This window comes from Wukongibacter baidiensis (assembly GCF_050888315.1).
Taxonomy (GTDB): Bacteria; Bacillota; Clostridia; order Peptostreptococcales; family Caminicellaceae; genus Wukongibacter; species Wukongibacter baidiensis.
The window spans coordinates 5,936,001-5,951,540 of the sequence record NZ_CP138202.1; the positions used below are offsets into that span (position 1 = coordinate 5,936,001).

The following is a 15,540-nucleotide window of genomic DNA, read 5'->3' on the forward strand; positions in this document are numbered from 1 at the left end:
TTAGCGACACTATCTCAAGATTTAGATAGTGGTGTCGGTAACCCTGTCCCCTTGACATATTGCTACCAACGGATTTTGAGAAGGTTGCGATATGTAATGATTGAATTTAAGAATTGGTGAAACTTTGTAATACCAATATGCATATAGATTTTAAAAGTTAATTAAAGTTGATGAAAATTAGTAGAAAGTATTTAACCGGCAAGAAAAAGGCAAGAAGTATGACTAAATTTAGCTTTGGGAAAATAAAAATAAGAACACAATGAAACTAGATGTAATCTAGTTTTTTATATTTTTTGTAAAAATTTGAAGGAAAAAGAATGATTATGTAGAATAATATGTAAACATAGGTAAAATTTAAACTAGGGGGATTTTTAATGTCAGCTACTCTTTATTTTTCCAAAGTAAATGTTGTTTCTCATATTTATGATATCTATGATAAACCTAAAGAATTAAGAAAGATTCTAAAAAAATTGCTTATTAACATTAATAACGATGTTAAATATGAAAAACAAGATGTGCGAGTTGATGAAAAAGGTGAAGTTCACGAGTATAATGCTGTATTTAAATTTAGATCTATTGATAAGTTAGATGATAAGTATAATAATGCTATTGTTGGGAATGTAGTAAAGAAGTCGTTATTATTTATTAATGATATTGATGAAAAGACAAATGTAGTGAAGAAAATACCTGTAGAAAATTCAGAGATAATTCAGTTCTATTTTGATGTATATAGAGAAGTAGTGGTATTTTATACTACAAATAGATTTGGACGTAAAGAATTTAATGATGCATTTAAAGAATTGCTTACTGCTAGTATGAATAAGGAGGAAAAAGGATATAATTTTGAAATAAGCTTAATAAAACCAAATTTGGATATTGCTGATATAAAAAATGAATTAAGAAAGATTGGAGAATTAGAATCACTAAAAATACATATAATTCCTCCAAATCCAGATGATGAGCTACTAGACGAGATTAGCAATAATGGAGAAGAAATTTTAGAGTCAATGAAAGAAGGAAATGTAACTAATAAGAGTATTGTATTTACTTCCAAATCTTTAAGAGGTCTTAACTTGAATGCAAAAATAATCAATGAGGAAATTGGGAAAATAAATAAAATACATTCGAAATTATCTGGAAAGAAAGCATTAGGACTTGGATATGCAAGTGTTGAAGCAACAAGCGTAGATGGGAAAACTTTTACTACGGAAGACACAAAACCAATAAAACAAAAGATAAGTGAAGAAGAAAAGACAAGAGGTTTGTTTATAGATGTATGTAAAAATAAAGTGCTTTCTATAATAAGAATGCTATAGGTGATTACACATGGAAAAACGTCCTTTTAAAAGATTTAATAAGTATAAAAAATGGAAAGATATTACGAATATTAAAGCTACAGAATGCATATTGGCATTAATTTTTACAATGCTTTTCTTAGCATTGACGTATTTTTTAGATTTATATAATGGATTTCAGTATTATGAAGAGGCTTTAAAGAATATCACTTTATATATTGCGTCAGCTCTTATTGGTATGATTGGTATAATATTGGCTGGTATAGCATTAATGCTTGGCCTAATAAACAAAGATATTAAAAGAGCTATGGAGAAAGCAAATGGAAAAGGTGTAATTGAAGGAATACTTGTAAGTTTTGAATTTTTAGCTTTTATTGTTGCAGTTGAAATTGCTTTATTTTTCTCCTTATATATTTTGATATATAGCCCGAAAGAATTGATTCCATATTTTCTATTTCTGCCACTTTTGGCTTTGGTTAGCTATGCATTCTTTTTTACAATTTTTTATACTGTTAGTTTAATTGGGAACTGCATCAGATTCTTTACTATTTCAAATATGTATTCAAAAATAGTTCATGAAGAAAAGAATCTTCATACCAAAATAAATGAAATACGGATAGATTTTATTTTACACAGCATATTAGAAAATGTAACAAGAGATGAGTTTATGGATGCACTATTGGAATTTGTTGATGCAAGTAATGTTGAGGACAAAGATGATATAAAAAAGTACCTTATGAAATATTACTCAAATAACTAAACATTAAATTAGTTAATGATAAAAGTATGATTAGTAGACAATTTTTTTATTTTATTAATCTAGTTAGGAATATACAATAATCGCCGATCGGCGATTTCTTCTTTTTGCGGGGTCTGTATAGATAATTATGTAAAGTTAAAAAAAATTTACGGTTACGAGATTGTAAAAAACTATATAATGGTAAAAAAATAGCAACCTTTTATTGGTTGTTATTTTTTTGTTAGGTTTTCTATTGCTTTAATTAAATTTTTAATATCTCTAGTTTTAAACCCCTTCTCTTTGAATTGCTTATTTACTTCTAAATATTCTACTCCTAACTGTTCAGTCTTATCTCTGTCTATCGTTTCTTCTATATCAAGTAACCAATTAGCTGACACTTTAAATGTCTCGATTACACTTCTAATAAATTCAGCTGATGGCATAAGTTTACCCTTTTCTATTTTACTTAGATTTCCTCGGTTGTATTTTATAGTAAGTTTATTGCAAAACTCTTCTTGAGTCATATTGTTTTCATTTCTTAATTCCTTTATCTTGTTCCCTAGTTTAATATTAAAATCGCTCATTAAGAACCTCCTAAAAAAGAATGTGTAAATTAACACAAAATCCCTTGACTTTTGTGTGTAATAGCACTATAATGTGTTTATAAACACTAAAATGTGCTAATAAACACATTAATAATATATTCTATGTTCTAATTATATCATTTTTGGTTCATATATACACATTGAATGTGTACTGCCGAAAGTCCTCCGGCAAACTGCCGAAACTCTGCCGGTATTTACCAAACAAATGTTCTATAATTAATATTACACTGTTCTTTGACAATTAAATACAAAATTCCCCACGATTAGAGGTCTTAAAAAGGAGGTTGGTATATGAAGAAAAAGATACAGAAACTATGTGAAATACTTATAGCATGCATATTTGTTATATGCTCCTTAATCGCTATACATCATCATCAAAATGAATCATTTGTTTTAGAGCGAGATAGTATCACTGTATTGATATTTTCTGTTGGTTCATATCCTTTTTTTAGCATGATATTTGACAAACTTGATGCTAAAAGGAAAAAAAATAATTAAATGTTATCTTTTACGTACATGAAGCCCAAGCCTAGAATAATGACAATAACCCAAAATATTGGTGAATTGATAAGAGAGCCTAAGTTATAAGAAGATCCATATGAACTTTGAGAGAAAGACTCTAATTTGTATAATGCGGTTCCCTTGTTAACAACTGATACAAAGACACTACCAACAAGAATGACCGCTAAGAGTTTAATTATATTATTCAATATAAAGCTCCTTTCATCAAATGTAAATGTAAGAAAATTATACCATATTACACCAAGGGTTTACAGGGAAAAGGAGGGTGTAATGACAAGAGAAAAACTAGCAAAGGAGATTCTAAAAGAAATTAAAAATGTTGTCCCTTTAAAACACGGGGATTATGAAAAGTTATACATAGAAGCCATAAAAATGGGATTAAAAAAAGGAGGAATTTAAATGTTAAAACTTAGTGGAAAGTACAAAGGTATTCAACCTAAGAAGAATGGAAACGGCTATTTAGTAGGAATCGAAGGAAATGGATTTGCAACTAATATAGTCCATGTAAAGGAAGAACATGCAGATGATTTCAAGAAGCATGAAAAAGGTAAGGATTTAGAAATATCCGTATATGCCTTTAGTTTCCAAAACTCTGATAGAGTTCAGTTTTCTTACAACAAGATTTAAGGAGTAGGTTAACCCCTACCCTTTGAGATACATCGAAAGGGGGTGAAATCATGGTTGAGGGTTTAAAGAAGCATGCCAAGAATATTGCAGTAGGTGCAGGCGGTGTAATGCTTGCGGGTGGTTCAGTAATTAACGCTTTTGCGGCAGAAGCTGACACAAATATCGCTACTATTATGGGTTACATGCCACAATTCATTACACTTGGAGTTGTAGGAGCAATACTTTATAAGGTTAAGAACTTATAGGATTATTGGGGGGAGATTATCTCCCCTTTACCTATCTGGAAGGATGGTACAAATGGAAAATATGACTTTGGAAATGGCTAGTGTAATTAGCGTTGCAGTAGCTATTTTATTATATTTACTTGAAAAATGGGGGTTGTTATAAATGGTATTCGGCATAGTTGTGACAGTTATAGTAGCCTTTTGGATTATAGATATGGTCTTTGACCAAATACAGTTTTAGGAGGTTTTAGGCTTGAAGAAGCTTTTATATATAGGTATAGCCATTTTGGTCTTTATAGCCTTAACAGGGCAAATGTCCGTTACCGTGGGCGGTTCTGGTGGTGTTGTATTCTCAAACCCTTTACATAGTGATACCTATACGATATCAAGTCCCTACGGTATGAGAACCCACCCCATAAGCGGTGAACTAAAAATGCATACTGGAATAGATTTAGCAGACGAAGAAGGAACTAATGTTTATCCTGCATTGCCCGGCATAGTGGAATATACCGGCTTCGATGATGGTTATGGAAATCAAATAACTATAAAACATGCTAGTAACTATATCACTAAGTATGCACACCTTAAGGACATAAATGTAATTGTCGGTCAAAGTGTCTCTAATACGGACGTGATAGGAACCGTAGGAAATACAGGAATAAGTACTGGACCACATTTACACTTTGAAGTAATACATAATACTGATAGAAAGAATCCAACTAATTATATTGAGTTTTAAGGGAGGTGAATAGATAATGAAAAAATTCTTGATATTGTTAACTGTTATTTTAGTATTTACATCTAACATGTTGTTTGTATTAGCAAATGAAGACGAAGTAATAATTACGAATTCTAGCTATTTCCAACCAATTCCCGAGAATGTAAAGAATTATGATTATTATTCAATAGGTTATTGTAACGGAACATATAAGATAGTTTTTTCCGATGCCCCTATTGAATACAAGAAGGGAAAATATTTAATAGGTGATGGTAAGTATTATGCATGGGATAAGGACTCTTTGAAATGGGATACAAAAGAATGGGGCTTTAGTAGTTGGGGTTCAGAAAGTAGCGGTTATCCAGTAACTATGATAGCTTCCAATCATGATATTTTATACACCGATGGTTCTGGTATATTCTATTCGAAAAATGGTATTCAAGGTGATGGCTTAAAGTTAGAACTAGGAGGCGTACTAGTATTAGAAAATCCAACATCTAAAAGTGTTGAGATAATTGGAAAGCCATATGTATATAATACGGCTTCATATTCTGGAATGATGTATGTACAGGTCGAAAACTATGGATATGGAGGAACGACAACGACAACGGATATGCTTTCTAGCGATCCAAATGCACCGGACTTTTTAAGAACCCATAAGTTTTCCCTATCGCCATACGGTAAAAAGGTTTTAAAAATCTATAATACCGCTAAGGTTAGCGACTATGTTGAGTACTCTATTCCCGATGGTGTAACAGTGAAGTATACACCCCCTACAAGATATGTAAGTGTAGGCTCACAAATCGGCTTTGACTTAAGGGGAAGAAGTGAAGGGATTCGAGTTGAATTTGGTTCCCTTGTAGAACTTATTTATTATAGGGAGAATGACGAGGGAAAAAAGTACATAGTTATGAATTCCGATTATATGGATTTACTTCCCGGTTATCTCTATACTATCCGCCTCAATGAATTTAGTGGAGACCCACAGAAAACATCTATTAAATATAGTGATATAGATATGATAACCGAGGGACTAGAAACCGTTCCAGTTCTGCCACAACAAGAACCCTCTGGCGATGTAATTGACAATTCAGACTCCCATAACTATGAGTCTACTCCCTTACTACCCGATAGTTTACTCGGTATATGGTCTTATGAAAAAACAAAGGTAGATATACTAGACGATGCATATAAATTTCAAATACCCTTTACAAAGGAATCTATGTGGGATGATAAGGACGATATAGAACTTAAGGTTATATTAGATGGTAATGCAATTTCGGCAGACTATAAAAACAATGTTCTTGATATTTGGAGTGATAAGGGCTTAAATGGTGCTTCGCTCTATGAATGGCAAGCGATTATTTGCGTTAACATGACTAAGTCCCCCTATTTTAAGAATGGTAAACATACCGTTCAAGTCTATGCCAAGTGGAAGAACGAGGTACGTTTAAGTAAAACCTTATATATCGGATATACACAGGAAGAAATAGACGAGATTCCAGACGATGAAAAACCCGACGATGGTATCATAGTTGATGATGAATTTATAAATGACCCAATAGGAATTATTCCACCTTCTACCAACGATGGAAACGAGGGGGGAGGAATCAACATTGGTAATATTAAATTACCTACGGTGGAACTTACAGGTGATGCCGGATATGTAGGAAATACTTTAAAAAATTCTTGGAGTAGCGCCATAGGATTAATGAATCCAACTATGTCAGAATGGTTCGGAGCTGATTGGTTAATATATTTGATTGGTTTAATAATTCTTTTTACATTAATAAGAATGGCTTAAGGAGAGTGAAGAAAATGAAATTGATGAAAAAAATAATGCTGATGCTAAGTAAAGATAGAATTATCCTTCAAGATGGAGCGAAATGGAAGGTTAAGAAATGTACTAGTTATAAAGAAGGAGAAATATTAACTATAGATAATGAAATAATCGCCTATTCCGATGTTTTAGAAGATAGAAGGAATAAGATATATCTATCGAATATAACAGAACTGCCGATACTGGAACTTAATAAGGCTAGAAGTATTATAGAGAGTCATTTGATTAAGAGACTTACTAGGGAAAAGCTTACAATATTTGAATTTATACTAGTTGCCATTTGTATAGGTTCTATAGTCTTTAGCTTCTTCGCATGGAAAGAAGTAAGTCAGTTAACTGCCCTAATAAGGGGGGTTTAGTATGAGTGTTGAAGTAATGGAAATGGTAAAGGAACATATAGAACAAGAAGATAAGCAGCACGATCAAGAAGGGAAAATTATTGAAGTCCCCCAGGAACCAGTTAAAGAAATCTCACTACTAGATATTATCAATGGTAGTAAGAATAAGCAATCGGAGCATTTACAGATAATACAAAACCATACCCTTAAACTAAGGACGAAAACCTCCGTTGCACTTGCTCTGCTTGGTACGGTAAATAAGACATTAGATAGTCCACTGATAGCAGGGTTTCTAGAAGAATATATTTATTTCCGGAGATACAATGAAGGTGCTAATAAGGATTTAATCAAGGCACTCCAAAGTATCAGCTATAAAGAACTAATGGATAAGACACAGGTTGGTGTTAAGATTGGCGGTCAATAATGGCTGGCCTATATGCAGTTAGTGGAAAGCTTGGAAGTGGTAAAAGTATTATTGCTAGTGCCCTCGTATGTATGCTTAGAACGATTAATAAACACAAAGGAACATTAGCTAATTACAACTTTAAAGGTTCAAAGCTTATTGAGACATTTCAAGACGTTAGAAACGCAGATGATAGTTATATTATCTTAGACGAGGTTCACATGTTTGCCAACGGTAGGCACTTTAGAAAAAACGATAAAATAACGGAATTTTGTTTAATCACACGGAAACAGGGTCTTGATGTATTCCTCATATCACAGCGTTTCATGCAAATAGATGTTTCTATAAGGGAAATAATAGATATTTTGTTCTATTGTAAGATGGACTATGAAACTAAGGATATTCATGTATATGTAATAGATTTAGATACTAACGAGTGTATTAATACATGGATTATTCCCTATTCTGTCTATTCACTTTTTTTCGGTGTCTACGATACTAAAGAAATGCCAACTAATTTCATGAGAGATTAATAATTAAACATGGATTAAAAGTACAAGAAGCTTTTTAATTATTACGAGAAATTTGGCCTTTATAGAGTGCGAAATGATAAGTCAAAAGGATGGAGGGGAAGGCTTCAGACTTACCCCTCCAGTAAGATATCGTTATTAATTGTATGTGCTTCATTTTATGTTTTTCGTAGCGGAGTTTTTTTAAAAAGAGAGTTGTATTTCTTTTATAAGGGCTAATGTAGTGCAAGGAACGGTTAAATCAAAATTTCTATAGGGCTATTTTATTGACCCGTTAGTTAATGCGATGATTACTTATCATCGTTATGGTAGATTTTCGACGGAATACATTTGTATCTATGATTTGAGGATATTGCTTTTCTCTCATAGTTGAATTATGTGTAGTGATACTATACCACCATAACCAAAGGGAGGTTTTAAAGTGTATACTTTGGATGAATTATCAGTAATTGAATTAGCTTTACATCGTTTAAGAGAATGTGAAGATAAGGAAGATTCAGAAAGTCAAAAGGAAGTAACTAAGGTCTTAGATAAGGTAATCAAAGATTATATGGAAACTTACAATAAAATTCATGGTTAATGGAGGTTATATGGGTTTTGTATTAGGTTTATTATTATCAGCAACTTGTATAGGAATTACGAAATTTATATCTTACAAGTTTGGTTTGTCTGCACAAACTGAGTTAGTAATTATAACATTATTGGTATGGATAGGAATATATAATTTTGGTAAACTTAAGAGATTTTATAGGTATTAGAAGTAAAGCTTAACTAAGAAGAGTACCACCGCCAAAGGCGGTGGGAAAGGCTTTACTTGAGTAATGTCGCACTTAATGCGACTGTCATTTAAAATCCAAAGACCCTTAAAAATACCCGAGAAGGAGGTTTTAGAATGTTAAATCAAATGTCATATAACTTAGAGATTAAGATCGCTGGAAAACATGTAACGCTAAAAAGATTATCTAAAAATAAGTACTTCAACTATCAAGTAAAAAATGCTCCTTCTCCATCTTCTAAGGGGAAAGGTGAGCATACAAAGGAAAACTTTCTTAAAAGTATTATAAGGGCTAGGAAGAGAGTTTTTGACATAATAGCATCAAATGTTAATACTATTCCGGATTTACATGGAGAGATACAAAGGCCAAAGTTTTGGACTCTTACCTTTGCTGAGAATGTAACGGACTTGGAAGAAGCTAACGAAGAGTTTACTAAATTCAATAAGCGTTTATCTTGGTATCTCTATGGAGTTAGAAAGAATGTTTTAAAATATATCTGTATACCCGAGTTTCAAAAGCGTGGTGCAGTACATTTTCATATCTTGTATTTTAATTTGCCCTATGTTGAGCAAAAGAAGTTCCAACAAATATGGGGTAAGGGCTTCACCTTTGTTAAAGGTGTGTCTCAGAAAGAAGATATTATGGACTTTGCTAGTTATGTAGCTAAGTACATAAACAAGGAAAACTCAAAAGGTGAGGATAATTATTCTATTTATCTGGAGAAAGACATGTTAAATAGAAAGAGATATTTTTGCTCTAGGGGACTAAATAAACCCGAGATATACAAATTAGACATAGACAGTAAATTATATGAATCTGTCCTAGCATTGCTTAGTGATTTTCATGCTTTTAATGGCAGTTATGAGAATGAGTTTATAGGTAATGTCGATATTAATACTTATGAGATTGAGGACAGTAATGTAAAACGAAATATCATAAGTTTTGTAAATGCTTTATTTAGAGATATGAAGGAAGTCTATAACAAACAGGTTAATATCAAGTATAAGGACGTAGGAAAGTTTTTGTTTCCAGAAACTTTCTATGCTATTAAACGTGTTAAGGAAAGGCTATGGAAAAAGTACCAGTTTATAGAGGTACCTATCAGAGAAAATGAATTAAATATGCTCGGATGTTGAGATTATAATGATTAAATTTATGAAAAATAAATATACTAAAGGAGGATGCGTAAATGGAGAAATATGTTTATACAGTTAGAGAAGTAGCTAAAGTATTAGAAATTGGAATGAACTCGGCCTATGACCTTATACATGAAAATGTAATACCTCATATCAGATTAGGAAGAAAAATAAGGATACCTAAAAAAGCCTTTGATGAATGGTTGAATGAAGCAGGAATTAAGAACTTAAAAGAGAACGATTCGTTTAATAATAATGGATTAAGTATAGTAAAGGTGAGCTAAATGCGTGGTCATATTGCTAAGAAAGGTACTAGGTACTATCCTGTAATATACTTGGGTCGTGATGAAGAAGGAAAAAGAAAATACAAGTGGTTTAGTAGTTTTAAAAGGAAGAAAGATGCCGAAAAAGAACTTACTAAAATAGTAGCCCAATACAACAACGATGGTTATATCGGATTAGAGAACATCACATTAAAGGAATATATGGAGAATTGGCAAAAGAATTATGTTGAAGAAAACTTAAAGCCCAAAACAATAGCGAGTCATAAGGTATGTATCAATAGAATCATTGTTCAATTAGGACAAGTTAAACTCCAGAAGCTTCAACCCATACATATACAGAACCTATATACATACTTGCTTAAAGAAGGTCGACAAGATGGAAATGGGGGGCTTTCGGCTAAGTCAGTGATACAAACCCATAGAGTATTGAGAAAGGCTTTGCATCAGGCCGTAAAATTACAATTGCTTAACAGGAATCCTGCTGACTATGTAGACCCTCCAAGGGCTAAAAAATATGATGCCCAAGTATTAAATGAGAAAGAGATACAGGAGTATATAGAAGCTTATAAGGACACAGATATATACATCCCTTTCTTACTAGGAATAACTTTAGGATTAAGACGTGGAGAAGCCCTAGGGCTTAGATGGTGTGATATAGACTTTAAATCTAAGACTATCACAATAAGACAAACACTTTTATATGTAGATAGGAATAATATATTTTCAACCCCTAAATCCGATAAGAGTAGGAGAACAATAGTAATAACTGAAAATCTTTTGAATATATTAAAGAAGAAGAAAGCGGAACAGGACTTGTATAGAAGCTTATTAGGTGGATATGATGATAATGATTTAGTGTGCTGTCAATATGATGGAAGCATAATGACTCCTAATTCATTTTCGAGTAAATTTAAGTACATACAGGAAAAGAAGAAGTTAAAAAAGGTTAGGTTCCATGATTTAAGGCATACGAACGCAACATTAATGCTTAAAAATAATGTTCCGGCTAAAGTTGCATCTGAAAGACTAGGGCATTCCACTATAGGGATTACTTTAGATTTGTACTCACATGTAATGAGAGAGATGCAGGAAGAAACAGCAGAGAAACTAGAAGATTTAATACTTAAGAATAGTACCAATATATGAGAGATTAGAAAAAGATTAGAAGTTTGCTAAATACGAAAAAAGGGTATAAAAAAACTAGGTTACTAAAACCTAGTTTTATCAACTGGTGCCGAAAGAGGGACTCGAACCCTCACGATATTGCTACCAACGGATTTTGAGTCCGTCGCGTCTGCCAATTCCGCCATTTCGGCTAGTGACAAATAATATCTTACCATAAATTTTAAGCCTATGCAAGACATTTTTGTTTAATTTTAGGAAAAAAATATGTGTCGAACTATGTTGTAGGGCCATATTATGTATGTTATACTTGAAGCATGAATAATTATTAGGGTGGTGACAAAATGGATCCAGTCACTCACGGGGTGATTGGGCTAGCGATTTCTGCCTTTAGTGGGGATCCCGTTAGTTTGAGTAACCCTGTTAGCATTGGATGTGCTATAGGTGCTATGGCACCGGATGTAGATGTAATAGTTAGAATTTTCAAGGATGATTTTCACTATTTGAGACACCACAGAGGATTTTCACATTCGCTACCATCTTTGTTGGTTTTAGCAGGGCTCATTACCTTGGGGGTAGGAAAGTTTTTCGGAGATGTGAACTATCTAAATCTTTTTATTTGGACATTTATAGGGGCATTTTCCCACACATTCTTTGATATACTTAATTCCTACGGCGCCAAGCTGCTAGCACCATTTACTGAGAAGAAGTTTAAAGCTAATTTGTTGATGCTGTATGATCCAGTTATATCAATACTTTGTTTAACACTTATATTTAAAAGAAACATCAGTAATCTATTCTTGACAACTGTATTCTTGATTTTTGTTACATATCTTGCTACTAGGTATGGGATGAGAAGAAGGGCTGAAAGAATTGTTAAGGAGAATTATTACAGTGGATATAAGCTTAACAAGGTAAATATCTTACCATCGATACTTGCCTTCAATAAATGGGATTTTGTAGTTGATACAAATAGTCATAGCTTGGTAGGACAGGTAAACATTTATAATGGTAAGGTTACCGTAAGGAAGAAATTTAAGAAACCTAAGGAAGAAATAGTGGAGCTCTTTAATAATACTAATGTTGGAAAATACTTTAGTGACTTCTCCCCTATATTCCATATTTCTCAGATTGAGGAACAAGGTAACTTAATCTTGAAGTCAATTGACTTAAGATACTATCTAAAAAATAATTTTATGCATCATGCTACGGTTGTTTATGATAAGGAATTGAATTTAGTTGAATCCTTTTTCCAGCCCTATGATGTGAACAAATATATTCCAATAACTGAAGAAATTTAACTTAAAATCACCTGTGGTTTACAGGTGATTTTTAACGTTCTGCTTTTGAGTACCCTACTAAAAGTGAATGGAATATTAAGAGTTGGTAAAAATTAAAAATATTAAAGGATTTTTTTTAAAATTCGGGAACTAAATTAAATATAGCTACGTCTAAAATATGATGGAGATAAATATTCGCTTGATTGAGCGATTATTTTGATTTATGGAAAGGAGTGAGGGAAAGTGTCTGATCTAGAAAAAGTCTTGATAGAGAGAAGTATAAATGGAGATATAGAAAGCTTCGAAAAGCTTATCGAGAAATATCAGGTCGTGGCCTTTAATATTGCTTTTCGGATGATAGGTAATAAAGAAGACGCAAGCGACATGGCACAGGAAGCATTGATTAAGGTTTTTAAATCTTTAAAGAACTTTAGAGGAGACTCTAGTTTTTTAACATGGTTTTATAGGATTGTAACTAATAAATGTATTGATGCAATAAGGAAAATGAAAAAGGTGAAAACTGTTTCACTGGACAAAGAGTTTGAAAGTGAAAATGGGAATTATAGTATTGAAATAGCCGATAATAAATATTTACCAGATAAATTGTATGAGGTTAAAGAAAAAAAGGAACTGGTGCAGACAGCACTGAAAAGAGTACCTGAAAAATATAGGACTGTATTGGTTTTAAGGGATATACAAAGCTTTACATATGACGAAATATCAGAAATTACCAATATGCCTTTAGGTACTGTAAAATCAAGGATTAGCAGAGGACGATTATTATTAAAGGAAATATTAATAAAAGAAACGGAACTTTTTTTAGAGAATTAAGTCTAATAAAATGAGAGGAGGGATAATATGAGATGTGAAGAAGTTAGAGATTTTTTATCGCTTTATATAGATAATGAATTAAATGATAAAGAAAGAGCAGACATCGAAAAGCATTTAAAGGACTGTGAAGAATGCAATAGGGAATATGAAGACCTATTAACTATAAAGCAATTACTGGCAGAAACTCCACAGGTTGAATTGCCAAGTAATTTTAAGGCTGAGCTTCATGAGAAACTCGTTGAGTGTGTTGCACAGGAAAGTAATACTTTAGAAGACAATAAAGAGGTTATTAATTTTAATGAAATAACTAGTAAGAAATCTAAGAAGAAATTCAATATTAAGATATTATCTGGTATTGCAGCAGCATTATTCCTAACGGTAGTATCGGCATCATTAATTAATAATGGTTTTAGAATGGAAGATATGGCTAAGAGCGAAATGAAACAGGCAGCTCCACAAGAGGAGATGAAATTTGAGATTGCTACGGAAGAGGCAAGGGACTCTGGCGAGATTGCTACTAAACAAGCTCCAATGGAAAACCTGGAGACAGAAGACGAGCCGATGAAGCTTGCTAAGGAGCCATCAACATATGAAATTTCAGAAGCACCGGCAGCCGACGCAGCTCCTGAAATGAACTTTAGTGAATTTACAGCTGAGAAAGCTGATAATATAGATAGCAAGGTAATACTTAGCGGATATCTGCACCTTGAGGTTGAGCAGTATGATGCAGCCTATAAGAGTATTGAAGCTTTAATTGCTTCTAGTGGTGGATATGTAGAAAGCTCTGAAAAAGTAAAGAATGAGGTTAAAGATGAATCTGACAAATTATTAAAGGCAAGTAAGCTAATTGTTAGAGTTCCTCGAAGCGATTTTGAAAGTATCTACCAAGAAATAGCAGCAATAGGAAAGATCATTGAGCAAAAAGAAACCGCCGGCGATGTTACTATTTTGTATAATGAGACTTCTAATAGGCTAGCACAGCTAAAGCAACAAGAAATTAAGCTTAAAGATGGTGTGGGGACCACAGAAACTGATAAGAACTATACAGGTATCCAAAAAGAACCACTTAAGATTCAAGAAGAGATTAATAATTTACAATCTAGTATTGACAGTTGGGATGATCTAGTAGAGCTATCAGTGATTGATATTATTTTAGAGGAGGTGGATTCGGATACTTAAGGGCAAAATTAAGGGTAATATAAAATAAGTTCTTTACTTGAGGAAATTGCGTAATAAATATGGTATAGCTCTAGGGCTATATATAGTAGTAAGTTTTTTAGGATTGTAATTATGCAATTTGCTTACTTAATTGATACAAATATAAAGGGAGGTCGATTAGTTATGAAAAAAATGATTTATTTGCTATTGATTCCAGTTTTAATTGCTGGTCTATTTGCAATGGATAGTATGGATATTTTTAGTGGGGAAGCAGCAGCAAGTGGAGCGACTGGCGCAGAAGGAAACATTGTAACAGTTAATGGTATGGGTACAGTAAAAGTTAAACCAGATATTGCTTATGTAAATGTTGGTGTAGAAATATTTGATACGGATGCTAAGAAGGCACAGGATGATAATGCAAAGCTGATGGATAAGATTGTAAGCAATATAAAGAAAAATGGTATTAAAGATGAAGACATCAAGACTATTTCCTATGACATCTATAAGTCAACTAAATATGAGCCTGCAAGCTTTGGTGGGAAGGAAAATAGAATTGAAGGATACTACTCAAGAAATGTTGTAGAAATCACAGTAAGAGACATTGAAAACGTTGGAAAAATTGCTGATTTAGCTGGAGAAGCTGGAGCAAATGTAATAGGAAATATTAGATTTGGAATAAGTGATGAAGATAAGTACTACAATGAAGCTTTAAAGCTTGCTATGGAAAATGCTAAGGGTAAAGCAAACACTATTTTAAGCACATTTGGAGCTAAGGCTGATAAACCATATAGAGTACAAGAAAATAGTAGTGGAGCCCCAATTATCTATAGAGAAGCTGCAATGATGAAGTCAGCTATGGCAGATGAAGCCTTTAATACTCCTATAGAAACAGGTGAACTTGAAGTAACTGCAAGACTTTCAGTTGAATATAAATATTAAATATAGATAATTGATATAGATTAGAAAGCGAAAGGGTATATGAGCCCTTTCGTTTTTTTGTTCTCGCTAAAAGAAGGATTTTAGTATAGAATTACGAATATATAAAAAAACTTTAACTTATATAGACTTCATAATTTTTACTATTATTGATAAAATACTATTATGGAAGTCTT

At 32.6% G+C, this 15,540-nt stretch carries 21 protein-coding genes and 1 tRNA gene; 20 read left to right on the top strand and 2 right to left on the bottom strand.

All coding sequences use genetic code 11. The features are described 5' to 3' along the window. Positions 1 to 374 precede the first annotated feature (374 nt). Both R9X47_RS27140 and R9X47_RS27145 read left to right on the top strand, forming a co-directional pair. Positions 375 to 1,316, top strand: a complete 942-nt coding sequence (locus R9X47_RS27140) for a hypothetical protein (protein WP_432664185.1) — start codon at positions 375 to 377, stop codon at positions 1,314 to 1,316. Positions 1,317 to 1,326: 10 nt separating this feature from the next. Further along, positions 1,327 to 2,055 carry a hypothetical protein gene (locus R9X47_RS27145; protein WP_432664186.1) on the top strand — a complete coding sequence of 243 codons (729 nt, stop codon included), beginning with the start codon at positions 1,327 to 1,329 and terminating at the stop codon, positions 2,053 to 2,055. Positions 2,056 to 2,264: 209 nt separating this feature from the next. Here R9X47_RS27145 and R9X47_RS27150 read toward each other — a convergent pair whose 3' ends face one another. Beyond that, a complete protein-coding gene (locus R9X47_RS27150; protein ID WP_432664187.1) occupies positions 2,265 to 2,618 on the bottom strand; it encodes a helix-turn-helix domain-containing protein in 354 nt (117 codons plus the stop codon). Positions 2,619 to 2,930: 312 nt separating this feature from the next. On the opposite strand from R9X47_RS27150, the gene R9X47_RS27155 reads away from it, so the two are divergent. From R9X47_RS27155 to R9X47_RS27220, 14 genes are all read left to right on the top strand, one after another. After that, positions 2,931 to 3,137, top strand: coding sequence for a hypothetical protein (locus tag R9X47_RS27155; RefSeq protein ID WP_432664188.1), 207 nt, complete (start codon positions 2,931 to 2,933; stop codon positions 3,135 to 3,137). 144 nt (positions 3,138 to 3,281) lie between these two features. Then, positions 3,282 to 3,560: a hypothetical protein gene (locus R9X47_RS27160; protein WP_432664189.1), complete on the top strand. Its 279-nt coding sequence runs from the start codon at positions 3,282 to 3,284 to the stop codon at positions 3,558 to 3,560. After that, the gene (locus R9X47_RS27165) at positions 3,561 to 3,788 is read left to right on the top strand and encodes a hypothetical protein (RefSeq protein ID WP_432664190.1); all 228 of its coding nucleotides are present in this window, start codon (positions 3,561 to 3,563) and stop codon (positions 3,786 to 3,788) included. It abuts the gene before it with no gap. Between the two features lie 50 nt (positions 3,789 to 3,838). Continuing rightward, positions 3,839 to 4,033 (top strand): hypothetical protein, encoded by a 195-nt coding sequence (locus tag R9X47_RS27170; protein WP_432664191.1) that lies wholly within the window; start codon positions 3,839 to 3,841, stop codon positions 4,031 to 4,033. A gap of 232 nt (positions 4,034 to 4,265) precedes the next feature. Beyond that, a complete protein-coding gene (locus R9X47_RS27175) occupies positions 4,266 to 4,751 on the top strand; it encodes a M23 family metallopeptidase (protein ID WP_432664192.1) in 486 nt (161 codons plus the stop codon). A gap of 16 nt (positions 4,752 to 4,767) precedes the next feature. Next, positions 4,768 to 6,534 carry a hypothetical protein gene (locus R9X47_RS27180; protein ID WP_432664193.1) on the top strand — a complete coding sequence of 589 codons (1,767 nt, stop codon included), beginning with the start codon at positions 4,768 to 4,770 and terminating at the stop codon, positions 6,532 to 6,534. 14 nt (positions 6,535 to 6,548) lie between these two features. After that, the gene (locus R9X47_RS27185) at positions 6,549 to 6,929 is read left to right on the top strand and encodes a hypothetical protein (RefSeq protein ID WP_432664194.1); all 381 of its coding nucleotides are present in this window, start codon (positions 6,549 to 6,551) and stop codon (positions 6,927 to 6,929) included. 1 nt (position 6,930) lies between these two features. Then, positions 6,931 to 7,332 carry a hypothetical protein gene (locus R9X47_RS27190; RefSeq protein ID WP_432664195.1) on the top strand — a complete coding sequence of 134 codons (402 nt, stop codon included), beginning with the start codon at positions 6,931 to 6,933 and terminating at the stop codon, positions 7,330 to 7,332. Then, the gene (locus tag R9X47_RS27195; RefSeq protein WP_432664196.1) at positions 7,332 to 7,844 is read left to right on the top strand and encodes a zonular occludens toxin domain-containing protein; all 513 of its coding nucleotides are present in this window, start codon (positions 7,332 to 7,334) and stop codon (positions 7,842 to 7,844) included. The genes R9X47_RS27190 and R9X47_RS27195 overlap by 1 nt, the downstream gene beginning before the upstream one ends. A 418-nt stretch (positions 7,845 to 8,262) precedes the next feature. Further along, positions 8,263 to 8,421, top strand: a complete 159-nt coding sequence (locus tag R9X47_RS27200) for a hypothetical protein (protein ID WP_432664197.1) — start codon at positions 8,263 to 8,265, stop codon at positions 8,419 to 8,421. A 10-nt stretch (positions 8,422 to 8,431) separates the two neighbouring features. After that, entirely contained in the window at positions 8,432 to 8,599 is a 168-nt protein-coding gene (locus tag R9X47_RS27205; protein ID WP_432664198.1) for a hypothetical protein, read from the top strand. A gap of 134 nt (positions 8,600 to 8,733) precedes the next feature. Continuing rightward, a complete protein-coding gene (locus R9X47_RS27210; protein WP_432664199.1) occupies positions 8,734 to 9,753 on the top strand; it encodes a rolling circle replication-associated protein in 1,020 nt (339 codons plus the stop codon). 53 nt (positions 9,754 to 9,806) lie between these two features. Further along, on the top strand, positions 9,807 to 10,037 hold the full coding sequence (locus tag R9X47_RS27215) for a helix-turn-helix domain-containing protein (RefSeq protein ID WP_432664200.1): 231 nt from the start codon (positions 9,807 to 9,809) through the stop codon (positions 10,035 to 10,037). Further along, positions 10,038 to 11,183 (top strand): tyrosine-type recombinase/integrase, encoded by a 1,146-nt coding sequence (locus tag R9X47_RS27220; protein ID WP_432664201.1) that lies wholly within the window; start codon positions 10,038 to 10,040, stop codon positions 11,181 to 11,183. It begins immediately after the preceding gene. 83 nt (positions 11,184 to 11,266) lie between these two features. On the opposite strand, the gene R9X47_RS27225 is transcribed toward R9X47_RS27220, so the two are convergent. Then, positions 11,267 to 11,353: transfer RNA gene (locus R9X47_RS27225), tRNA-Leu, on the bottom strand. 150 nt (positions 11,354 to 11,503) lie between these two features. Between R9X47_RS27225 and R9X47_RS27230 the strand changes: the two genes are divergently transcribed. The 4 genes from R9X47_RS27230 to R9X47_RS27245 all read left to right on the top strand — a co-directional run bounded on the left by R9X47_RS27230 (position 11,504) and on the right by R9X47_RS27245 (position 15,367). Then, positions 11,504 to 12,460 (top strand): metal-dependent hydrolase, encoded by a 957-nt coding sequence (locus R9X47_RS27230; protein ID WP_432664202.1) that lies wholly within the window; start codon positions 11,504 to 11,506, stop codon positions 12,458 to 12,460. Positions 12,461 to 12,682: 222 nt separating this feature from the next. Next, positions 12,683 to 13,270, top strand: a complete 588-nt coding sequence (locus R9X47_RS27235) for an RNA polymerase sigma factor (RefSeq protein ID WP_432664203.1) — start codon at positions 12,683 to 12,685, stop codon at positions 13,268 to 13,270. A 27-nt stretch (positions 13,271 to 13,297) separates the two neighbouring features. Next, complete coding sequence (locus R9X47_RS27240) at positions 13,298 to 14,449, top strand: DUF4349 domain-containing protein (protein WP_432664204.1); 1,152 nt, start codon at positions 13,298 to 13,300, stop codon at positions 14,447 to 14,449. Positions 14,450 to 14,611: 162 nt separating this feature from the next. Then, on the top strand, positions 14,612 to 15,367 hold the full coding sequence (locus R9X47_RS27245; RefSeq protein WP_432664205.1) for an SIMPL domain-containing protein: 756 nt from the start codon (positions 14,612 to 14,614) through the stop codon (positions 15,365 to 15,367). Positions 15,368 to 15,540: the final 173 nt, after the last annotated feature.